Source organism: Geodermatophilus sp. URMC 65 (assembly GCF_053502545.1).
Map to the genome: position 1 here is coordinate 1,668,887 of NZ_CP199954.1, position 21,620 is coordinate 1,690,506.

General features: G+C 75.1%; 20 protein-coding genes and 1 pseudogene. 18 read left to right on the forward strand and 3 right to left on the reverse strand.

The genetic code is table 11. The annotated features are described in order from the left end of the window. Positions 1–240: 240 nt before the first annotated feature. Positions 241–1,497, reverse strand: coding sequence for an IS110 family transposase (locus ACWIX7_RS08090; RefSeq protein ID WP_448617358.1), 1,257 nt, complete (start codon positions 1,495–1,497; stop codon positions 241–243). A 354-nt stretch (positions 1,498–1,851) separates the two neighbouring features. On the opposite strand from ACWIX7_RS08090, the gene ACWIX7_RS08095 reads away from it, so the two are divergent. Continuing rightward, positions 1,852–2,532, forward strand: a complete 681-nt coding sequence (locus ACWIX7_RS08095; RefSeq protein WP_448617357.1) for an alpha/beta hydrolase — start codon at positions 1,852–1,854, stop codon at positions 2,530–2,532. A gap of 689 nt (positions 2,533–3,221) precedes the next feature. Next, the gene (locus ACWIX7_RS08100; protein WP_448621031.1) at positions 3,222–3,638 is read left to right on the forward strand and encodes a hypothetical protein; all 417 of its coding nucleotides are present in this window, start codon (positions 3,222–3,224) and stop codon (positions 3,636–3,638) included. A gap of 278 nt (positions 3,639–3,916) precedes the next feature. Here the strand turns inward: ACWIX7_RS08100 and ACWIX7_RS08105 are convergent. Then, positions 3,917–4,728 (reverse strand): IS5 family transposase gene (locus ACWIX7_RS08105; RefSeq protein ID WP_448621032.1). Its coding sequence is split into 2 segments (ribosomal slippage): positions 3,917–4,380 and positions 4,380–4,728, totalling 813 coding nucleotides; the frame shifts between segments, so codons are not numbered across the junction. A 55-nt stretch (positions 4,729–4,783) separates the two neighbouring features. Between ACWIX7_RS08105 and ACWIX7_RS08110 the strand changes: the two are divergent. Beyond that, positions 4,784–5,209, forward strand: a pseudogene (locus tag ACWIX7_RS08110) (tyrosine-type recombinase/integrase); the annotation flags it as partial. 19 nt (positions 5,210–5,228) lie between these two features. On the opposite strand, the gene ychF reads toward ACWIX7_RS08110, so the two are convergent. Next, on the reverse strand, positions 5,229–6,302 hold the full coding sequence (gene ychF / locus ACWIX7_RS08115) for a redox-regulated ATPase YchF (protein WP_448621033.1): 1,074 nt from the start codon (positions 6,300–6,302) through the stop codon (positions 5,229–5,231). A 441-nt stretch (positions 6,303–6,743) separates the two neighbouring features. Here ychF and ACWIX7_RS08120 point away from each other — a divergent pair, with 441 nt between their 5' ends. The 15 genes from ACWIX7_RS08120 (at position 6,744) to ACWIX7_RS08190 (ending at position 21,585) form a co-directional block, all read left to right on the forward strand. After that, entirely contained in the window at positions 6,744–7,967 is a 1,224-nt protein-coding gene (locus tag ACWIX7_RS08120) for an inositol-3-phosphate synthase (RefSeq protein WP_448621034.1), read from the forward strand. Then, positions 7,964–8,863, forward strand: coding sequence for a hypothetical protein (locus ACWIX7_RS08125; RefSeq protein ID WP_448621035.1), 900 nt, complete (start codon positions 7,964–7,966; stop codon positions 8,861–8,863). Before ACWIX7_RS08120 ends, ACWIX7_RS08125 begins: the two co-directional genes overlap by 4 nt. After that, on the forward strand, positions 8,860–9,885 hold the full coding sequence (locus ACWIX7_RS08130) for a class I SAM-dependent methyltransferase (RefSeq protein WP_448621036.1): 1,026 nt from the start codon (positions 8,860–8,862) through the stop codon (positions 9,883–9,885). The genes ACWIX7_RS08125 and ACWIX7_RS08130 overlap by 4 nt, the downstream gene beginning before the upstream one ends. Before the next feature lie 97 nt (positions 9,886–9,982). Next, positions 9,983–10,966: a Gfo/Idh/MocA family protein gene (locus ACWIX7_RS08135; protein WP_448621037.1), complete on the forward strand. Its 984-nt coding sequence runs from the start codon at positions 9,983–9,985 to the stop codon at positions 10,964–10,966. After that, positions 10,963–11,835 (forward strand): MBL fold metallo-hydrolase, encoded by an 873-nt coding sequence (locus ACWIX7_RS08140; protein ID WP_448621038.1) that lies wholly within the window; start codon positions 10,963–10,965, stop codon positions 11,833–11,835. The genes ACWIX7_RS08135 and ACWIX7_RS08140 overlap by 4 nt, the downstream gene beginning before the upstream one ends. Continuing rightward, positions 11,832–13,292: a YcaO-like family protein gene (locus ACWIX7_RS08145; RefSeq protein WP_448621039.1), complete on the forward strand. Its 1,461-nt coding sequence runs from the start codon at positions 11,832–11,834 to the stop codon at positions 13,290–13,292. The genes ACWIX7_RS08140 and ACWIX7_RS08145 overlap by 4 nt, the downstream gene beginning before the upstream one ends. Continuing rightward, entirely contained in the window at positions 13,289–14,125 is an 837-nt protein-coding gene (locus ACWIX7_RS08150) for a sugar phosphate isomerase/epimerase family protein (RefSeq protein ID WP_448621040.1), read from the forward strand. Before ACWIX7_RS08145 ends, ACWIX7_RS08150 begins: the two co-directional genes overlap by 4 nt. Next, positions 14,122–15,330 carry a glycosyltransferase family 4 protein gene (locus ACWIX7_RS08155; RefSeq protein WP_448621041.1) on the forward strand — a complete coding sequence of 403 codons (1,209 nt, stop codon included), beginning with the start codon at positions 14,122–14,124 and terminating at the stop codon, positions 15,328–15,330. Before ACWIX7_RS08150 ends, ACWIX7_RS08155 begins: the two co-directional genes overlap by 4 nt. Positions 15,331–15,415: 85 nt before the next feature. Further along, on the forward strand, positions 15,416–16,132 hold the full coding sequence (locus tag ACWIX7_RS08160; RefSeq protein ID WP_448621042.1) for a PIG-L deacetylase family protein: 717 nt from the start codon (positions 15,416–15,418) through the stop codon (positions 16,130–16,132). A gap of 91 nt (positions 16,133–16,223) precedes the next feature. Further along, complete coding sequence (locus tag ACWIX7_RS08165; RefSeq protein WP_448621043.1) at positions 16,224–16,892, forward strand: cysteine hydrolase family protein; 669 nt, start codon at positions 16,224–16,226, stop codon at positions 16,890–16,892. Positions 16,893–16,901: 9 nt separating this feature from the next. Next, positions 16,902–17,204, forward strand: a complete 303-nt coding sequence (locus tag ACWIX7_RS08170; protein ID WP_448621044.1) for a hypothetical protein — start codon at positions 16,902–16,904, stop codon at positions 17,202–17,204. A gap of 108 nt (positions 17,205–17,312) precedes the next feature. Beyond that, entirely contained in the window at positions 17,313–18,800 is a 1,488-nt protein-coding gene (locus ACWIX7_RS08175) for an AlkA N-terminal domain-containing protein (RefSeq protein WP_448621045.1), read from the forward strand. Continuing rightward, positions 18,797–19,318: a methylated-DNA--[protein]-cysteine S-methyltransferase gene (locus ACWIX7_RS08180; RefSeq protein WP_448621046.1), complete on the forward strand. Its 522-nt coding sequence runs from the start codon at positions 18,797–18,799 to the stop codon at positions 19,316–19,318. Before ACWIX7_RS08175 ends, ACWIX7_RS08180 begins: the two co-directional genes overlap by 4 nt. 127 nt (positions 19,319–19,445) lie before the next feature. Further along, entirely contained in the window at positions 19,446–20,564 is a 1,119-nt protein-coding gene (locus ACWIX7_RS08185) for a DNA recombination protein RmuC (protein ID WP_448621047.1), read from the forward strand. 223 nt (positions 20,565–20,787) lie between these two features. Further along, complete coding sequence (locus ACWIX7_RS08190; RefSeq protein ID WP_448621048.1) at positions 20,788–21,585, forward strand: DUF6542 domain-containing protein; 798 nt, start codon at positions 20,788–20,790, stop codon at positions 21,583–21,585. The last annotated feature ends 35 nt before the right edge of the window (positions 21,586–21,620 follow it).

Genomic DNA, 21,620 nt, shown 5'->3' on the forward strand with positions numbered 1-21,620 from the left:
CTCAGAAGCCGCCTACAGCTTCGAGGGAGTCGCTGCCTGTCAGCTTTGGGCGCACCCAGCCGTTGCTTCGATCAGCGTGGTCTTGCCGGCCTGGGTGCCGCCGCGTGATGTCCGGGATGACGTAACGATGTCGCTCAAGCCGCCGAGTCTGGTGGGCGGCATCAGCGCGGGTGTGGTGCGGTGAGGTGGGGCAAGTGCGTCTCATAAGGCGGCTGATCCGAAAATCTCCCGGGATGTGGATCAGGCTGCGGGGTTGAGGGTGACCGAGTAGCCGAGGGCCTGCAGTTCGCGGATGTGATGACGGGCCTTGCGCTCGGGGTTGTTGCGCGCGGCGTAGTAGTCCGGACCAAGGTCGGTGAACTGGGCCTGCTCGTCGGAGAGCAGCGCCCAGATGATGACCAGGATCGAGCGGCCGATCGCGACGATGGCCCGCTTCTTGCCGCGACGTCGGGCGATCCGCCGATAGCGCTCGCCGAGGAAGGTGTCGGTGCGGGCGGCGCTGACGGCGGCCTCGCCGAGCACCCGGGCCAGGTAGCGGTTGCCCTTGCCGCTGCCTGCTTTGCCCGTGGGGCGGCCGGCGGATTCGTTGACTCCTGGCGCGAATCGAGCCCACGAGGCCAGGTGCGCCGGGGTCGGGAAGCGGGTCATGTCCGTACCGATCTCGGCCAGGATCATCTGCGCGGCGACCGGCCCCACGCCGGGAATCGCATCCAGCTTGGCGACCGCGGATGCCAACTCGCCGACCTGGGCCTCGATGCGGGCCTGCACCGTGGCGATGTCGGCGGTGACCGCATCGACCCGGTGCAGCATCTGGGCCAGCAGGAAGGCGTGGTGGTCGGTGAACCGCCCGGTCAGCGCCTCGGTCAGGCGAGCGGTCTTGGACCGCAGGCTGCCGCGGGCCAGGTTCGCCAGCACCACCGGATCCCGCTCGCCGGCGATGAGCGCGGCCATGATCGCCCGCCCGGAGGCCCCGAACGGATCGCTCACCACGGCCGTCAGCTTGATCAGCGCGTCCTCGAGCAGCTTGTCCACCCGCTGCTTCTCCGCGGTGCGCACGGCCAGCAGATCGACCCGGTAGCGGGTCAGATCGCGCAGGGCCCGGATCTGCGGCGGCGGCACGAAGCTCGGCCGCAGCATCTGCCGCTCGGCGACCTTGCACAGCCAGACCGCATCCAGCCGGTCGGTCTTCGGCCGGCCCGGCAGGTGCTTGACGTCGTGCGCGTTGACCAGCCAGGTCTCGAAGCGGTCCTCCAGCAGGTAGAACGGCGCCCGCCAGTAGTCGCTGGTCGCCTCCATCACCACTCGGCTCACCCCGAGCTCGGCCAGCCAGTCGCCCAGCCCCAGCAGTGCGGCGGTCATCGTGGAGACGGTGCGGACCTCCTGCATCCGCTGCCGGCCCGGGCCGGGCACCCGGGCGCAGCACACCACCTCGGCCTTGGCCACGTCGAGAGCGGCGACCCGCTCGATGATCTCGGGCTCGTCGGTGTCGACCCGCATCGCCCTCGCCCCCTTGACCCTGATCCGGAGGCGGCCACCCGTGGGAGCTGCAGGGAAGGGCGAATCTGATCCTCGTGCTCGAAGCACACGCAACGGCCCACAGCGCAGCTCCCGGCGCCCGACTTCAGACCGGCCTCGAACGACCAAGCCACCACGACGTCGACGGGCGGCCGCGCACCATTTTCAGCCCGGAACGGCACTCCCCGACAGGGGACACCCAGGACTTCAGGGACGTCTGAGTTCGCCAGCCAGGTGTGGCTTGGGGGAAGGGGCGTCCCCTGTCACACTCCGCGACGACCGACGGCCGGAGGCCGGACGAGATGCCTGCCGGCCCTGACCGACGGAGGGGATTTGATGACCCCCACACTGGTCCTCGTCCACGGCGCCTGGCACGGCTCCTGGTGCTGGGAGCCGCTCGCTGACGCGCTCGGCGACGTGCCGGTTCAGACCATCGACCTGCCCAGTGCGGGGAACAACCCGGCCGCACTGGGCGACCTGTACGCCGACGCGGCGGCGGTCCGGTCGGTGCTGTCCAGCATCGGCGGGCCGACCGTCGTCCTGGGCCACTCCTATGGCGGAGTGGTGATCACCGAGGCAGTCACCGCCGACAGCGGCGTCGCGCACCTGATTTATCTCTGCGCCTTCCTCCTGGACGAGGGCGAGTCGCTGGCGGGCGCGGTCGGCGGCACCGTACCTCCGTGGCAGGACGTGCGTGGCGACCACGTACTGGTGAAGACGCCGGCGGAAATCTTCTACAACGGCGTCTCCCCTGAGCTGACCGCGCGGTCGGTGGTCCGCGTCTCGGCGCACTCGCTGGCCGCCTTCCAGCAGCCGCTGACGAACGCCGGGTGGAAGGCGGTGCCCAGCACGTACGTGATCTGCGAGCAGGACCAGGCGATTCCCCCGTTCGCGCAGGAAGCGATGGCCCAGCGGGCCGGCGAGGTGCTTCGGATGGACACCGGGCACTCGCCGTTCCTGTCGCAGCCCGAGGCGCTCGCCGGGCTGCTGCGGCCGATCCTCGACCGGGCGGGGTGACCGCCGGCTAGCCGGGCACTCAGTGAGCGCCCGCACCGCCTGCACGGCAGGCGCGACCGCAGCATGTCCCAGAGTGGGCCGCTTTGGGACGCCCGGTTCAACCTCTTGGCCGCGACCGCCCCACAAGGGCTCGATGACGAGCAGCACCATTGGCGCCCGGGAACGAAACGGGAACGGTGCGCCTCTCCATGCTGTCCCGCGTGACACCGAGGACGCGGCCTCGCCCCGCTCAGCCGGACGTTGCACCGGCCGTCGATGCCGAGCCGCTCATGAGCGGACTGTCCTGTCCGAGTCGGCATTCCTGTCCGATCTCCACAACCGGCCCTGATCCGGCTGCAGCGGGTCGGGGGAAGGGTGGGCCGAAGGCCCATCCCGCAGGGACGCGCAGCGCGTTTTCGACGACCTCCTGCAGCCGGCACGCTGCTGCCGGGCGGGGAGCGGCGGTCCGAGTTCAACCCTTCCAGCGGCAACCGACACGGACGAGACCCGGGTTACCGCTACTGGGGAACAACTGGAGAAGCGGCGGGACGCTCCGGTGCAGCTGAGCGCCGCAGCGATCACGCCGATCCCCGGCGTCCACATGGCAGTGGTTCGCCATAGGTTCTCGCCCCAGCCCCCCAGCAGGCCTGTGAGCGCTACACCGGGACCTCGGGCGGGCGCCGGATCGACCGACGACGAGAGGCAGCAGCATGGCCAGCATCTCGTGGTTGCCGAACGGCAAGTACCGGCCGCGGTACCGGGACGAGCACGGCAAGGAGCACGCCCGCCGCTTCGACCGCAAGGTCGACGCCCAGCGCTGGCTCGACGAGGTCACGGCTGCCGTGGTCACCGGCACCTACGTCGACCCGGGCGCAGGCCGGCAGACCTTCGCCGAGTACTACGCCGAGTGGTCGGCCCGCCAGGTGTGGGCACCCGGCACCGAGACGGCGATGAGTCTGGCCGCCCGGTCCACGACCTTCGCCGACGTCCGGATGCGGTCGCTGCGCCGCTCGCACATCGAGCACTGGGTCAAGAGCATGGCCACCCGCGGCCTGGCGCCGGCACCGTGCACACCCGGACCAACAACGTCCGCGCCGTCCTGCGCGGCGCCGTCGCCGACCGGGTGATCCCGCGCGACCCGAGTGAGGGCGTCGCCCTCCCCCGCCGGCGCCGAGCAGCCGCCGCCATGACGCTGCCGACGCCCGCCCAGGTCGGGGCGATCCTCGAGGCCGCCGACGGGCCCTTCCGCGCCTTCGTCGGGCTGTGCGGCTTCGCCGGCCTGCGGCTCGGCGAGGCGGCCGCCGTCCGCGTCGGCGACGTCGACTTCCTCCGCCGCACCCTCACCGTCGCCGGCCAGGTGCGGCGCGCCCCCGGCGGCGCGATCGAGCTGCGCGCACCTAAGAACTCATTTCAGAACGACGGTCAGCTGCCGGTAGCAGATGAGGGCGCAGGCGAGCTGGAGCAGGCCGAGGTGGATGTCGCCGCGGTGCTCGTAGCGGGTGCGCAGCCGCTTGAAGGCGTGCAGCCAGGCGAAACTGCGCTCGACCACCCACCGCTGACGGCCCAGGCCGGAGCCATGGGCGACGCCGCGGCGGGCGATGCGCGGAGTGATCCCGCGGGCGCGCAGCTGTCGGCGGTAGACGTCGTGGTCGTAGCCGCGATCGGCGAACAGCTCCCGCGGTCGCCGGCGGGGCCGCCCGCGCCGGCCGCGGATCGGCGGAACGGCATCGACCAGCGGGATGAGCTGGGTGACGTCGTTGCGGTCGCCGCCGGTCAGGCTGACCGCGAGCGGAATGCCGCCGGCGTCGCAGATCAGGTGGTGCTTGGAGCCGGGCCGGCCGCGGTCGACCGGGGACGGGCCGACGTGGTCCCCCCTTTGAGCGCCCGGATGTGGGAGCCGTCGACCGCGCAGCGGTCCAGGTCCAGCTCGCCAAGAGCGCGCAGCTGGTCCAGCAGTTGTCCGTGCAGGGCCGGCCACACGCCGGCCTCGGTCCAATCGCGTAGCCGCCGCCAGCAGGTCACCCCGGAGCAGCCGACCAGGGACGTGGGCAGCTGGTTCCAGGTGATGCCGGTCTTGAGCACGAACACGATCCCGGCCAGCGCGGCACGGTCATCGATCGGCCGACGCCCCGGATAGCGGTGTCGGCGTGGCTTCCGCGGCGGCAGCAGTGGGGCGATCCGCTCCCACAGCCCGTCCGGCACGAGTTCCTCGATCACCCACCACAGCCTCGGCAGGCCGACCTGACGCCCGCGGAAGGCGCGCCGAGCTCATCTTGAAACGATCTCTAAGTACGGCAGCGAGCGGCAGGTGTACCTCGCGCCGTCACTGGTCGACCTGCTCGCCGGTCACGTCGCCGCCCACTGCCGGGAGGGCACCTGGCTCTTCACCGGCGACGCCGGCCAGCCGCCGCACCAGAACACCGTCGGCCACCGCTGGCGGACGACGCTCGCCGCGGCCGGCCTCAGCGGCGTGAAGCTGCACGACCTCCGGCACTTCTACGCCTCCGGGCTCATCGCCTCCGGCTGCGACGTCGTCACCGTCCAGCGGGCCCTCGGGCACGCCAGCGCCACCACGACGCTGAACACCTACAGCCACCTCTGGCCCACCGCGGAGGACCGCACGAGGCGGGCCGCCGAAGAACTCTTCGCGGACAGTTGCGGACTGGGTGCGGACTCGGCCACCTCGACAAGCCGCTGAACTGCGGAAACACCGCCACCTACACGTTGAAGCGGAACTCCACGACGTCGCCGTCCTGCATGACGTAGTCCTTGCCCTCCATGCGCACCCAGCCGCGGGCCTTGGCCTCGGCCATCGAGCCGGCCTCGACCAGCTGGTCGTAGGAGACGATCTCGGCCTTGATGAAGCCGCGCTGGAAGTCGGTGTGGATGACGCCGGCGGCCTGCGGGGCGGTCGCGCCGACCGGGATGGTCCAGGCGCGGGCCTCCTTGGGACCGGCGGTCAGGTAGGTCTGCAGGCCGAGGGTGGTGAAGCCGATGCGGGCCAGCTGGTGCAGGCCGGGCTCCTCCTGGCCGATGCCGGCGAGCAGCTCGGCGGCCTCCTCCTCGGGCAGCTCGGCGAGCTCGGCCTCGATCTTGGCGTCCATCAGGATCGCCTCGGCCGGGGCGACGAGCCCGCGCAGCTCGGAGATGAGCTCCTCGTTGGCCAGCTCCTCCTCGTCGACGTTGAAGACGTAGAGGAACGGCTTGATGGTCAGCAGGGTCAGCTCGCGCAGCGGCTCGGGGTCGACGCCGGCGGAGAAGAGGGTCTTGCCCTCGTCGAGCACGGTCTGCGCGGCTCGGGCGGCGTCGAGCAGGGCGGCCCGCTCCTTGTCCTTGCGGGCCTCCTTCTCCAGTCGCGGGATCGCCTTCTCCAGCGTCTGCATGTCGGCGAGGACGAGCTCGGTGTTGATCGTCTCGATGTCGTCGGCCGGGCTGACCTTGCCCTCGACGTGCACGACGTCGGGGTCGGTGAAGACCCGGATCACCTGGCAGATGGCGTCGCTCTCGCGGATGTTGGCCAGGAACTTGTTGCCCAGCCCCTGCCCCTCGCTGGCGCCGCGCACGATGCCGGCGATGTCGACGAAGGACACCGTCGCCGGGATCGTCTTCTGCGACGAGAACAGCTCGGCCAGCGTGTCGAGGCGCGGGTCCGGCACCCCGACCACGCCCACGTTCGGCTCGATCGTGGCGAACGGGTAGTTCGCCGCCAGGACGTCGTTCTTGGTCAACGCGTTGAACAGCGTCGACTTGCCGACGTTGGGCAGCCCGACGATGCCGATGGTGAGACTCACGCGCACTTCCTCGCTTCGCTCGTCGTCCGCGTTCGTCGGACTGCTGTGCTCGTCGCCGAGCTCGCACGCTCGCTCGGGCAGCGTCCAGCCTACGGGGCGCCTGCCGGCCCGGCCGCCGCCTCACGCCGTGGCCGGCCCAGCCTGCACGCTCACCCTGCAGATGCGCCGACGCCGACGAGCTGCGCGCCGCCCGCCGCACCGCCTGCCCGGTCGTCGGGCGCCGTCCTGCGCGTGATCGGCGCCGGTTGTGTCGTGGTCGTGCCCCGACGCTCCTCGCGGCGGCGCCTCGGCGGGACAGCCGGTGGGCCGGGCCGCCGTCCACCGGTCGGCGAACCTGCGATCGACTACACGACTGGATTGACTCCACGTTCGAGCTGCGGTTCCTGGTGACCCGTGTCACGGTAGGTGGCACGTCATGATGTCGAGTACGAGGGGGATCCGGTGTCCGCTGGACCACGTCGGGTCGGGATGGCCGTCGTCGGCCTCGGAGGAGCGGTCGCCACGACTGCCGTGGCGGGGCTGGAACTGCTCCGCACCGGTGCGGGCGACACGACCGGGCTGCCACTGGCAGGTCTGGAGGTCGACGGCCGCTCCCTCGAGGAAGTGACCGGCATCGCCGGCTACGCCGACCTGGTCGTCGGGGGCTGGGACCTCGACGGCACCGATCTGCGCAAGGCCGCCGAGCTGCACGGCGTCCTGGACCCCCACCAGCTGGAGCAGGCCGGGCCGCACCTGTCCTCCGTGACCCCGTGGCCGGCTGCCGGCGACGCCGACTTCTGCCGCAACGTGACCGGCGGCAACGTGGTGCTGGCCGAGACCCGCCGCGCGCAGGTCGACGCCGTCCGGGCCGACCTGCGCCGGTTCCGGGAGGAGCACGACCTCGACGGGCTCGTGCTGGTCAACCTGGCCTCCACGGAGCGCTGGCCCGACCCGGCGGCGCCCGCCCTGCAGACGGTCGAGGCCTTCGAGGCCGGGCTGGACGCCGACGACCGGGCCATCACCCCTGCGATGGTCTACGCCTACGCTGCGATCGCCGAGGGCGTGGGCTACGTCAACTTCACGCCGTCACTGGCCGCCGACGTCCCCGCGCTGGTGGCCTTCGCCGAGAGCCGCGGCGTCCCGGTCGCCGGCAAGGACGGCAAGACCGGCCAGACGATGCTCAAGACGGTGCTCGCGCCGGCCTTCCGCAGCCGCTCGCTCACCGTCGAGGGCTGGTACTCCACCAACATCCTGGGCAATCGCGACGGCCAGGCCCTCGAGGACCCGGACTCGCTGTCGAGCAAGCTGCAGACCAAGGGCAGAGTGCTGGACTCGATCCTCGGCTACCCGGTCGAGGACCACGTCGTGCGGATCGACTACTACCGCCCGCGTGGTGACCAGAAGGAGGCCTGGGACGCCATCGACCTGGTCGGCTTCCTCGGCCAGCGCATGCAGATCAAGGTCGACTTCCAGTGCCGCGACTCGATCCTGGCCGCGCCGCTGGCCATCGAGCTGGCCCGGCTGACCGACCTGGCCCAGCAGCGCGGTCAGGCCGGCGTGCAGACCCAGTTCGGCTGGTTCTTCAAGGCCCCGATGTCCCCGGACGGCAGCACCCCCGAGCACGCCCTGCACCGGCAGGAGCGGGTGCTGCTCGACTGGGTCGCCGGCGCTCCGGCCGGCCGGTGACGGGCGGCTCCCCCGCCCTCGCCGAGCTCCGCCCGCTGCTGACCGAGGTCGGCGACGCCAAGCGGATCCGCGTCGCCGACGCCCCCGGGTCGCTGGCCGAACGGGCCTTCGCCCGCGCCTGGGGGCGGCTGGTCGCGGGTGAGGACGCGGCCGCGGTCGCGCTGTCGGAGACGGCGGCGGCCGTGGCCCGCGCCCGGCTGGCCGGCATCGACGGTGCGGTGCTCCGGACTGCGGGCCTGACCGACGACGACGCCCGCGACGTGCTGTGCCGCGGGTTCGACGAGGTCGCCGGTCCGCTGGACGCCGACCTGCGGGTCCGGCTGCGCGCGGCCCTGCCGCTCGCCGTCCCGACGCCGCAGCCGCCCGCGCTCGCCGAGCGGCTCAACCGCCAGCCGCGCGCCGGGGCCACCGCCCCGGGCAAGCCGCGGGTGGTCGTCGAGCCGCCGGAGAGCCACGGCGACCACTGCCTGACCGTCGCCGTCTACGGCGTGCTCGTCGCCCCGGTGTTCGGTGCCGATCCGGTGGCGCCGTTCCTCGTCGGGCTGGCCCACCACCTGCACAACGTCGTGCTGCCCGACGCCGGGTTCGCCGGCGAGGTGCTGCTCGGCTCGGCGCTCGACCAGGTCGTCACGACGCTGGAGGAGCGCGAGCTGGCCGCCCTGCCCGGCTCCCTGGCCGAGCGGCTGCGCACGGTGCTGCAGCTGCGGGCGGACGCCGGTGCGCCGGAGTCGCAGGCCTTCCACGCCGCCGACGTCCTCGACCGGGTGCTGCAGGTGCACCACCACGCGCGCGCGGCGGCGTTCACCGCGTCGCAGGCGCTCGACGACCTCGAGCTCGTGCACGCGGGGCCGGTGCAGGCCTTCCACCTCGACGTCCTGGCGGCGGCGGGGCTGTGAGGACGGCCGCCCCCGCCGTCCCGGTGGTCGACGGCATCCCGTACGCCCGGGCCGGGCGCGACGAGCTGCGTGCGGAGGTGGCCGGCCTGCTGTCCCACGGCGAGGTCGACCGCGCCCGCGCCGCGCTGCTGGCCGACGCCGACGACTGGTGGACCGAGCCGCCCCCGCCGCCCGAGCAGCTGGCCCGCGTGCCGGCCGCGCGCACCCTGCGCGAGGCGATGGACCTCCTCGGCATGGGCCGGGTCGCCGACTACTTCGCCCACCGCTGGTCCGACCCCACCCACCTGGCCGGGCTGGCGCTGCTGCAGCAGCACTGGCCGGGCAGCAGGCCGGTGGTGGACGTCGCCTGCGGCACCGGCACCCACCTGCGCGAGCTGGCCCGCCGCGGCTGCACCGACCTGGTCGGCGTCGACGTCGTCTGGGCCAAGCTGTGGCTGGCCCGGCGCTTCGTCTGCCCCTCGGCGCGCTACGTCTGCGCCGACGTGGTCGGCGTCCCCGACCTGGGCGTGCCGACGCCGGCCTACGTGCTGTGCCACGACGCCTTCTACTTCCTGCGGGACAAGCCGGCGGCCGCTGCGGCGATGCGCGAGCTCGCGGGGGACGGCGGCACCGTCGTCGTCGGGCACGCGCACGTCGCCGACCCGCACGGGGAGCCGCTGACTCCGGAGGGCTACGCCGCGGTGCTCGGCACCGACCTGCTCTACGACGACGCCGAGCTGACCGACGCGCTGCTCGCGGGCCGGCGGCCGCGCCCCGCCCCGGCCACCGCGCTGCACGCCAGCGAGGCGGTGGCGCTGGTGGCCGGCGACCCGCTGTCGCCCGCGCCCGTCGACCTCGGCGAGCCGCTGCCGCCGCTGCGGCCCAACCCGCTGTACGCCGACGGGGAGCTGCGCTGGCCGAGCGAGCGCTACGCCGGCGAGTACGGCCCGCGCTCGGCGTACCTGCCGGCCCGCTGGCCCGACCCGCTGCCCGCCGACGCCGCCCGCCGCCGGCTGCTCGTCGACCTGCCGGAGTCCTGGTGAGCGCCGCCCCGCCTTCGTCGAGATCACGCGATCTCGCACGGATCTGCCCCCGCATACGTGCGAGATCGCGCGATCTCGACGGAGAGGGGTGGGGCCGGTGAGCGGCGTCGGGTGGGGCGTCGCCGGCTGCGGCTGGGTGGCCCGCGACCACGCGCTGCCCGCCCTCGCCGCGACGCCGGGCGCCCGGGTCGTCGCGCTGCACGACCGCGACCCCGGCGCGCTGGCCCGCACGCCCGTCGACGCCCCCGCGCACGCCGACCTCGGCGCCTTCCTCGCCACACCCGGGCTGGACGCGGTCTACGTCGCCGTCCCGAACGCCGCGCACCGCGAAGTGGTCGAGGCGGTGGCCGCGGCGGGCAAGGCGGTGCTCTGCGAGAAGCCGCTGGCCGCCGACGTCGCCGACGCGCGGGCGATGGTGAGCGCCGCCCGCGAGGCCGGCGTCCTCCTCGGGACGGCGTACGACCAGCGCTGGCACCCTGCCCACGTGCGGCTGCGCGAGCTGGTGCCCGAGCTGGGCACGGTGACCGCGGTGCGGATCGTCTACTGCTGCTGGTTGCCCGCCGACTGGTCGCCGGACGGCCGGCCGCACGACAACTGGCGGGTCGACCGGGCGCGGGCCGGCGGCGGCGCGGCGATCGACCTGGCCCCGCACGGCCTCGACCTGGCCGGCGTGCTGCTCGGGGAGGACGTCGTCGAGCTGCGCGCGCTGCTGCAGCGCCGGGTGCAGGACTACCCGGTGGACGACGGCGCGCTGCTGTCCGGGCGCACCGCGACCGGTGTGCTGGTCGACCTGCACGTCGCCTTCAACACCCCCGACGCCCTCCCCCGCCGCCGGCTCGAGGTCGTCGGCACCCGCGGGATGGCCGTCGCCGTCGACACGATGGGCCAGGCGGCGGGCGGCTCGCTCACGCTGCACCGGCCCGACCCGGTCGACGTCCCCTTCGCCGACCACTCCCCCTTCGCCGCGCAGTTCGCCGCCTTCACCGCCGCGGTCGCCGGGCACGCGCCCTGGCCGTACGACGCCGCGCGCGACCTGGCGCTGCACCGCCTCCTCCTCACCGCCCTGGGAGACGCGAGATGACCAATCCCTACCGCGGGATGCTGCCCGACCTGCCCGCCTACGCCTGCACCAACTGCGGGCACTGGCAGCGCTGGCCGGCGCCCGGGCCGCTGGTCTGCCCGGTCTGCGCCGACGTCCGCAACGCGCTGCCCGCGAACGGCTTCGAGTTCGTGACGCCGGCGCAGGTCGAGGAGCTGGTCGAGGGCTTCTGCCGGCCGACCGCCGTCGAGGGCGTCACCGAGTTCGGGACGCACCCGCGCTTCGGCCTGGACAGCCGCGGGTGGGTGATCGAGAGCGACTCCGGTCTGGTCGGCTTCGAGTGCGCCTCCTGGTACACCGCCGACATGCTCGCCCAGCTGCGGCGGATGGCCGCGACCAAGGGCGGGTTCGACGTCCTGGCCTCCAGCCACGTGCACGGGTACGGCGCGCTGTGGCAGCTGCAGCAGGAGCTCGAGCCGCGGGTGGTGTGCGTCGGCGTCCGGGACCTGGAGTGGACCAAGGCCTTCCGGGTCACCTGGCCGGCGGACGACGAGCTGGAGCTGGCCCCCGACCTCACCCTGCACCGCACCGGCGGCCACTTCCCCGGCCACTCGGTGCTGCACGACCGCCGCCGCGGCGTCCTCTTCTGCGGCGACTCGCTCAAGGTCGACCTCGACGAGGCCGGCGCCCCGGTCGCGCTGAGCGCGCACAAGGCCTTCCACGCGCAGATCCCGCTGTCCCATGGCGAGCTGCGCGAGTACCTGACCGTGGTCGGCGCGCTGGACTTCGAGGCCGTCGCCACGCCGTTCGAGCTGGTCCGCGGGGTGACCACCGACCACGTCGTCCACCTGGTGCAGCGGCTTCTCTCCGGTCCGCCGGACGCCGCCCCCGTCGCCCTGGAGGAACTGTGACGTCGACCCTCACCGCGTCGCAGCGGTACCTGCACTCCTTCCCCACCCCGGTCGAGGAGTTCGCCATCGAGGGCCTCGACGTCCTCGACGTGCCGCTGCACAGCGCCGTCCTGCCGCCCAGCGCGGAGCACCCGGGCGGCAGCGGCCTGGGCTACGGCGCCACCCGTGAGGAGGCGCGCACCGGGGCGCTGGGCGAGATGGCCGAGATGGCGCTGTCGCTGCGCGCGCACCAGGGCGTCGAGCGGGAGGAGGGCTCCTACGCGGAGATGACCCGGCGGCACGGCCGCGACCGGGTGGCCGACCCGCGCACCCTCTGCCTGGAGGCCGGCAGCGCCTACGACGACGACCGGCCGCTGCAGTGGCTGCCGATGACCCGGCAGCGGGACGGCGAGACGGTGCTGGTCCCCGCCGAGCTGGTCGCCTCCGCGCCCGACGACCTGCCCGGCGCCCCGCCCCCCGGTGGCTGGCTGACCACGGTGATCACCAACGGGCAGGGCGCGGCGTTCGACGCCGACCGGGCGGTCGCGCACGCGCTGCTCGAGGTGCTGCAGCGCGACGGCAACGCCACCTCCTTCCGCGCGATGGACGCAGGCGTCGTGGTGGACCTCGCCGGTCTCCGCGACCCCGACGCGCTGGCGCTGCTCGACCGGCTCGACGCCGCGGGCATCGACGTCATGGTGAAGCTTGCGACGACGGAGTTCGGCGTGGTCGACCTCTACGCGGTCGGCTGCTCGCGCGACCTGTCCGAGCCGGTGCCGGTCATGGCGACGGCGTGCGGGGAGGCGGCGCACCCCGACCGCGACACCGCCGTCCGCAAGGCGCTGCACGAGTTCGCGTCGGCGCGCAGCCGCAAGGCGTTCATGCACGGGCCGTTCGACGTCGTCCTGCCGGCCACGCCGCCGAGCTACCTCGACTCCTGGCGCGGCGGGCACCCGCCGGAGCGGCTGGTCGAGGAGGACCGCGCGCTCGCGGCGATGCTCGCCTGGACCCGGATGGGCACCGGCGCGCTGGTCGACCTGCTGCAGGACTCGGTCCTGTCGCGCCGGGGGACCGTCGCGCTGGCCGACCTGCCGACCTGGTCCGGCGACGACCTGCACGCGACCGTCACCGGGGCCCTGCACGCCGCCGGGCACGACGTGCTGGTGGAGCTGCAGCCCTCGGTCGGCGACGCGGTCGCGGCCAAGGTCCTGGTACCGGGCCTGGAGGTCGAGACGATGTCCTACGGGCGGATCGGCGAGCGCGGGGTGCGGCGGCTGCTCGACCGCGGTGAGCCGCTGGTGGCCGTCGGGGCCGACCCCGGCGGCTGGGCGCGGGTGCACCTGACCGCCGACGCGGAGGATCGCCTCGGCGGTCCTGCCTGGTTCGACCGGGCGGGTGCCGACCGGCGGGTGGGCGCGCTCTACGCCCTCTACCGCGAGCCGGGTCGGCACACGGTCGCGGAGGTGCTGGCCCGGTGAGCGCGCTGCGGTACGCGTACAACACCAACGGGCTGACCTCGCACCGGCTGTCCGACGCGCTGCCCTTCCTCGCCGACACCGGCTACGCGGGGGTCGCGCTCACGCTCGACGTCGTCCACCTCGACCCGTTCGCGCCGGACGCCTTCGCGCAGGCCGAGAAGACGCGGGCGCGCTGCGACGAGCTGGGTCTGGGCGTCGTCGTCGAGACCGGCGCCCGCTACCTGCTCGACCCGCGGGTGAAGCACGAGCCGACGCTGGTCACCCCGGACGCCGAGGGCCGGGCGCGGCGGCTGGCCTACCTGCGGCTGGCCTGCGACCTGGCCGAGGTGCTGGGCGCCGAGGCGGTCAGCTTCTGGGCCGGCGTGCCGCGGCCGGGGGTGGACCGCGACGAGGCGTGGGGCTGGCTGGTCGACGGCGTGCGCGCGCTGGTCGACAGCTCCGGCGGGCGGGGCTTCGCCCTGGCCGTCGAGCCCGAGCCCGGGATGCTGGTCGAGGACTGCGACGGCTGGGCGCGGCTGGCCGAGGCGGCGCCGGGGATCACGCTGGCGCTCGACACCGGCCACTGCGTCGTCGCCGGGGCGTACGAGCCGCAGGAGGCGGTCGCCGCGTTCGCCCCGCACCTGGGCACCGTCGCCGTCGAGGGCATGCGCCGCGGCGTGCACGACCACCTGCCCCTCGACGAGGGGGACGTCGACCTGCCCGCCGTGCTGCGGGCGCTGCGGGAGGTGGGCCACGAGCGGCTGGTCACCCTCGAGCTCTCCCGCGACGGACACCGCGCGCACCAGATGGTGCCGCGCGCGATCGCGACACTGAGGGAGGCCGAGCAGGCGTGAGGATCTGCTTCGTCAGCCGCCGCTACTGGCCGGCGGTCAGCGGGATGAGCGTCTACGCGGAGAACCTGCTGCGCGAGCTGGTGGCCCTGGGCCACGAGGTCACGCTGGTCAGCCAGTACCGCGACGACGAGGCGGGCACCCGCGTCTACGGCGGCGGCCCCCCTCCGCCCGACCGGGTCCCGGCCGGCGTCGAGGTGGTCGCGCTGCCCAGCCGGGGCGAGACCGTCGTCCCCGCCGACTGGGAGGGCGACATCGACGAGATCGTGCGCACCGTCGTCGGCCTGCACGCCGAGCGGCCCTTCGACGTCCTGCACGCCCAGTACGGCTACCCGCCGGGTCTGGCGGTGCTGGCTGCCGCCCGCGAGACCGGGCTGCCGGCCGTGGTGAGCATCCAGGGCGGCGACGGCCACTGGGTGGGCACCTGCTGCACCACCCACGCCGAGGCGATGCGCACGGTGGTGGACGCCTCGAGCGCGGTGCTGATCGGCAGTGCCAGCTTCCGTGACGAGGTGGTGGGCAACCTCGGCAGCGACCCGGCGCGGTTCACGATCGTCCCCGGGGCGACCGACACCCGGCGGTTCACCCCGGCGGAGCGGCCGCTGGGCGCGCTGCGGGAGCCGCCGGTGCTGCTGTTCCACGGCCGGGTGGACCGGCGCAAGGGCGTCCTCGACCTGCTCGAGGGGCTGCCCGACGGCGTCCGCCTGGTGGTCTCCGGCATCGGCCCGGACCTCGACGAGGCGAGGGCCCGCGCCGACGAGCGGACGACGTTCCTGGGCTACGTCCCGCCCGACGAGGCGCCGGAGGTCTACCGCTCGGCGGACGTGTTCGTCAGCCCCACCTACAGCGAGGGGTTCAGCAACACGCTGCTCGAGGCGATGGCCAGCGGGCTGCCGACGGTGAGCACCGACAGCGTCGGCGTCGTCGACTGCCTGCGGCACGAGGAGAACGGGCTGCTGCACACCCCCGGGGACGTCGCGGGACTGCGGGCCGCGCTGACCCGCCTGCTGGACGACGGCGCGCTGCGCACCCGGCTGGCGACGACGGCGCTCGAGGAGGTGCGGCGGCTCTACTCCTGGCCGGTGCTGGCGGCCTCGATCGACACCGTCTACTCGGCGGTCGCCGGGACGACGCCGTCCGCCGGCTGGTCGATGCCCTCGGGCGTCGACCTGTCCTGCCGGTTCCGCTCCGCGGCGCACCTGCTGTGAGGACGACGCGCGAGGGAGCATCGCAGGGAGCACTGGCGACCGAGGAGCGGACCGAGTGCGGAGTCGAACGGGGGACGCTGTGAGGGTGCTCGCGGTCAGCCCGCACCTCGACGACGCCGCCTTCTCCGTCGGCGGCACGCTGGCGGCGCTCGCCGCGGCCGGCCACGAGGTCACCGTGGTCACCTGCTTCACCGCGAGCGTGCCCGACCCGGGCGGCTTCGCGCTGGCCTGCCAGCTGGACAAGGGGTTGCCCGCCGACGTGGACTACCTGGCGCTGCGCCGCGAGGAGGACGCCGCGGCGATGGCCGTGCTGGGCGCCACGCCGGTTTACCTGGGCCTGCCGGAGGCGCCGCACCGCGGGTACACCAGCGCCGCCGACCTGTTCGCCGGCGTGCACGAGGACGACCAGGTGTGGCGGTCGCTCGGCGCGGCGCTGGAGGGGCACGACGCCGACCTCTGGCTGGCGCCGCAGGCCCTCGGTGGGCACGTCGACCACCTGCAGGTGCTGCGGGCGGTCGCGGCGCTGGACCGGCCGGTGCTGTGGTGGCGCGACAGCCCCTACGTGCTGCGCGACCCCGCCGCCGTCCCCGGCCCGGAACTGCCCGGTGGGCTGGCCGCGGTGCACCTGCCCCAGGACCTCGACCGGCGCGCCGACGCCTGCGCCTGCTACCCCACCCAGCTGGGCTTCCAGTTCGGCGGGGTCGAGCGGATGCGCACCGCGCTGGCCGCCCTGCCCGAGGTGCTGCTGGCCGGCGACCGGGCGCGGGAGGTGCTCGCGACCGCCGCCGTCCCGGCCGGCTGAGCCGCCGGCGTCCGGCCGGACCCGGCGCCGTCCACACCCGCCGCGAGCTCGACCGGCCGGCAAGCCCCCGGGGACTGCCAGGCTGCCGCGCATGCAGCAGGCCTTCGGCATGACCGTCCCCGAGACGGTGCGCGAGATGTGCCGTCCGACGACGTCGGCGGTGCTCGTCTACGACGCGCAGGTGGGCATCCTGGCCCACGTCCAGGACCGGGACCGGCTGGTCGAGCGGATCGGCACGGTCCTGCAGGCGGCCCGGGCCTCGGGTGTCCCGGTGCTCTACGTCCGCCACGTGTCGCTCCCGCCGACCCACATGGGCGTCACGGCGCTGCGCACCGCCATGGCGTGGCAGCGGGTTCGCGAGGCGGCCGCGGTGACCGCGGCCTTCCCGCCGGACGCGCCGCACACCCAGGTCGCCGACGAGCTGGCGCCGGCAGACGGCGAACCGGTGCTCGACAAGCTCGGCATGTCGGCGTTCGTCGGCACCCCGGTCGAGCAGGTGCTGCGCGACCGGGGCGTGACCACGCTGCTCCTGGTCGGCGCCGTCCTCGAGATCGGGATCGAGCCGACCGCCCGGCACGCCGCCGACCTCGGCCTCCTGCCCGTGGTGGTCGAGGACGCCTGCGGGGTGGTCGACGCGGAGGCGGCGCAGCGCTCGCTGGCGAGCCTCGACTACAGCCTGCTCGCCCACCGCTGCAGCAGCCAGGAGGTCGTGGACGCCTTCGGGACGGCGGGCCTGCCCTCCGAGGCCGCGTCGACCTAGCCTCACCAGGTGGCCGACGACGACCTGCAGCAGCTGGTGCAGCGGCGCCTGCTGGAGCTGTCCTCGAGCGCCCAGGCAGCATCGCGGAGGGCCCAGTGGGCGATCGCGCCCGAGACCATCACGCGCATCGCGGCCGGCCGGCACTCGGGGATGGTGAGCGAGCGCCTGGCGGCGGCGCTGGCCCGCGCCCTCGACGTCCCGGAGAACCGGGTCCGCCGCGTGGTCGGCCTGCCGCTCGTCGAGGACCCCCGCGCCGACATCTGCACCGGCCCGCACCTGCGCGTCGTCCGCGACGACGGCCGGCTCGCCTAGCCCGGCCTCCCGGGGCCCGTGATCGCGCAGTGCGCCGGTCCCGGCCGGGCCCACGGCCGCGTCCGGAAACCGCCAGTCCCCCGGTCGCGGCGGTGCCATGCTCGTCGCGTGACACCGCCACTGGACGCCGAACGCTGCTACCGCGCGGTCGCCAGCCGGGACGCCCGGTTCGACGGCTGGTTCTTCACCGCGGTCGCCACCACCGGCATCTACTGCCGCCCGTCCTGCCCGGCCCGCACGCCGCTGCCGCACAACGTCGCCTTCTTCTCCACCGCGGCCGCCGCCCAGGGCGCCGGCTACCGGGCCTGCCGCCGCTGCCGCCCCGACGCCGTCCCCGGATCGCCGGAGTGGGACACCCGCGCCGACGTCGTCGCCCGCGCCGTCCGGCTCATCGGCGACGGCGAGGTCGAGCGCTCCGGCGTCCCCGGCCTGGCCGCCCGGCTGGGCTACTCCGAGCGCCAGCTGCACCGGCTGCTCGTCGGCGAGCTGGGCGTCGGCCCGCTGGCGCTGGCCCGGGCGCAGCGCGCGCAGACCGCGCGACTGCTCATCGAGACCACCGACCTGCCCATGGCCGACATCGCCTTCGCCGCGGGGTTCGCCAGCATCCGGCAGTTCAACGACACCGTCCGCGAGGTCTTCGCCGCCACCCCCACCGAGCTGCGCCGCACCACGCCGGCCGGCCCGCCCGGCACCCCCGGCCGGCTGACGCTGCGGCTGGCCGCGCGCGCCCCGTACGAGGCCGCCGAGGTGCTGCTGTTCCTGGGCGTGCACGCCGTCCCCGGCCTGGAGGAGTGGGACGGGACGACGTTCTCCCGCGTGCTCGACCTGCCGCACGGGCCCGGGGTCGTGCACCTCTCCCCCGCCCCGGACGGCGGCCCCGCGGTGACCGCCCGGCTGGAGCTGCCCGCGCTGCGCGACCTGGGGACGGCGGTGGCCCGCTGCCGCCGCATGCTCGACCTCGACGCCGACCCGGCCGCGGTCGACGGCGTCCTCGGCTCCGACCCGGCGCTGGCCGGGCTCGTCGCCGCCGCGCCCGGCCGCCGGGTGCCCGCCTCCCCCGACGCCGACGAGCTGGCCGTGCGCGCCGTCCTCGGCCAGCAGGTCTCCCTCGCCGGCGCCCGCACGCTCACCGCCCGGGTGCTGCGGGCCGCGGGCACGCCGCTGCCCGAGCCGGTGGGCACGCTGACCCACGCCTTCCCGCGCCCGGCCGCCCTGGCCGACGCCGACCTCACCGCCGTCGGCCTGACCGGCGCGCGCCGGCGCACCGTGCACGCGCTCGCCGCCGCACTGGCGGCCGGGGCGGTGACGCTCGACCCCGGCGCCGACCGCGAGGAGGCCGGCCGCGCCCTGCGCGCCGTCCCCGGGGTCGGCCCGTGGACCGCCGCGCTGGTCGCGCTGCGCGGCCTGGGCGACCCCGACGTGTGGCTGCCCGGCGACCTGGCGTTGCGGCGCTCGCTCGCGACCCTCGGCAGCTCCGACGCCGACGCCGCCACCCGCTGGCGGCCGTGGCGGTCCTACGCCGTGATGCACCTGTGGGCGCTCGCCGTACCCGCGCTCTCGACCCGACCACTCCCCCTCGAACGGAGCGCCTCATGACCCCGCTTCCCGCCCGCTCCGCCACCGTCGAGACCCCGCCCGGGCCGTTCACCGTGGTCGTGGCCCGCGACGGCGCCGTCCTCGCCAGCGGCTGGACCGCCGACGTCTCCGACCTCCTCCCCGTCGTGCACCGCGCGCTGCGGCCGGCCTGGGTCGAGCCCGTCGAGCACCTGCCGGTGCTCGACGCGGTCGAGGCCTTCGTCGCCGGCGACGTCACCGCCATCGACGAGGTCCCGGTGCGCCAGCGCTCCGGCCCCTTCCTCGAGGACGCCTGGGAGGTGCTGCGCACCGTCCCGCCCGGGGAGCCGGACACCTACGCCGCCTTCGCGGCGCGCTGCGGGCGCCCCGCGGCGGTCCGCGCGGCGGCCAACGCCTGCGCCCGCAACGCCGCGGCGCTGTTCATCCCCTGCCACCGGGTGCTCGGCTCGGACGGCGGGCTGGGCGGCTTCCGCTGGGGGACGCCGGTCAAGCGCTGGCTGCTCGACCACGAGGCGGCCCACGCCCCCGTCCCCGCCTGAAAGAGGACCCCGTCGTCCTACCCCTCGCAGGCTCGGGGCGGTGCCCTGGAGGGGGCCACCCCTGCCCCCGTCCCTCCCGAGCTCGTGTCTGCCGGGAAGTGTCGGTTCCGTCCGGCACCCTCTGGGTGTGGACGCCGCCTCGCTGCTCACCGGTCTGTTCGTCGGCGCGCTGCTGGCCACCGCGGTCACCCTCGGCGCCGTCGCGCTGGTGTCCCGGCGCCGCCCGGCCGATGACGGCCTGGAGCCGGTGCACGAGTCGCTCGACCACCTGCACCGGCTGCTGGCCGGCATCGAGCGCGACCGCGCCACCGCGCACGGCGAGCTGCGCGAGCAGATGGGCACCGTCGGGCAGACCTCGGCGCTGCTCCGGCAGGAGACCGCCGCGCTGGTGACCGCGCTGCGCACCCCCCACGTGCGCGGCCGGTGGGGCGAGGTGCAGCTGCGCCGGGTGGTCGAGGTCGCCGGCCTGATCGAGCACTGCGACTTCGTCGAGCAGCCCTCCGCCACCAACGACGTCGGCGCGGGCGTGCGTCCCGACCTCGTGGTCACCCTCTCCGACGGCCGGCAGGTGGTGGTCGACGCCAAGGTGCCGTTCACCGGCTACATCGAGGCGGTGCAGGCCGAGGACGTCGCGGTGCGCGCCGAGCGGATCGCCGCGCACGCCCGGCAGCTGCGGGCCCACGTCGACGCCCTCGCCGCCCGCCGCTACCCCACGGCGTTCCGGCCGGCCGCCCCGTTCACCGTCCTCTTCGTGCCCTCCGACGGGTTCCTCACCACCGCCCTCGAGGCCGAGCCCGGGCTGCTGGAGTACGGCTTCGCCCGCGACGTCGTACTGGCCACCCCGAGCACGCTGCTGGCGCTGCTGCGCACCGTCGCCTACTCGTGGCGGCAGGAGCGGCTGGCCCGTGACGCCGACCAGGTGCTCGAGGTCGGCCGCCGGCTGCACGCCCGCCTGTCCACCCTCTCCGGCCACCTCACCCGGCTGGGCTCGGCGCTGTCCTCGACGCTGACCCGCTACAACGAGACGGTCGGCTCCTACGAGGGGTCGGTGCTCGTGGCCGCCCGCCGCTTCGACGACCTGGGGGTCGCCGAGTCGCCGGTGCCCACGCCGCCGCCGGTCGAGGCCACGGTCCGCACGCTGCGGCCGAACGAGCTGCCGCTGCCCGGGGAGCTGCCCCGGCCGACGGAGCTGTCGCCGCGGGACGACGGGGCCCGTCCCGTGGCGCGCGACGGCACGACCGGCTGAACCCCGGGCACGACCCGGGATGCCACCGTCGTCACGTCCGCACCGCTGCGTCACAGGGACCCCGCGGTCCTCACCGGATGTGCATCCGGGCCTGCGGTTTTGGCAGTTGTGCACAGCGCGCATCGGTGCCGTCCTCCGTCGCGACCGCCTCGGCCGTCGTTACCGTTGCCCGTGACAGGGACCCCCGTACGGAGGTCCGCCACGAGGGGACGGGAGGTCCGCCATGGCCTCGGTGAGAACCGCCGACACCTGGCGTGAGTCCGGGGGGCGTGCCGACCGGCGCGTCGCCGCCCGTCCCGAGGGCGCGGACTACGTCTCGCGCATCGGCCGCCCGCCGGTCCCGCCGCCGCCCCCGCGGATGCGGTCGACCGACCTGCCGCCGTTCCCCGAGGACATGGCGCGCGCCGGGCGCCGCCGCGACGACCGTCCCGCTTCGCTGCCGCCCCGCCCGTCCGCCGACCGCAGCGCGCGTCCCGCTGCTCCCCGCGACGCCGAGCGCAGCCGTCCCGCTCCCCGCGACGCCGACCGGCCGCGGAGCCGTGAGGACCGCTCGCGCGACCTGCCGCACCTCGACGCCGACGACCGTCGCCGCGACCGCTCGCCCGAGCCCCGGCCCGCAGGCCGCCGTCCGAGCGGTCGCGGCGCGACGGCGCAGGCGCCCGAGGGCGGCGGCCGGGTGCGCGGTGCGTTCGCCGTCCTCGCCGTCTTCCTGGTCACCCTGGCCGCTGCGGCCCTCGAGTCCTGGATCGGCACCGGTCTGGGCCTGGCCACGCTCGTCACCCTGACCGCGGCCGGCGTCGTGGCCGCCGTGGTGGTCCGCCGCAGCGACCTGCTCACCACGGTGATCGCCCCGCCGCTGGTCTACGTGGCCGTGGCCGCGCTGAACACCGCGCTGGCGCCGTCGGCCTCGCTGAACGTCGCGTCGGTGGCCACCCTGCTCATCCGCGGCTTCCCGGCGATGGCGGTCGCCACCGCCGCCGCGGCGGTCGTCGGGCTGATCCGCTGGGCCGCCCGCCGCTGAGAGAGGACCCCGTCCTGCCCACCCCTCGCACGCTC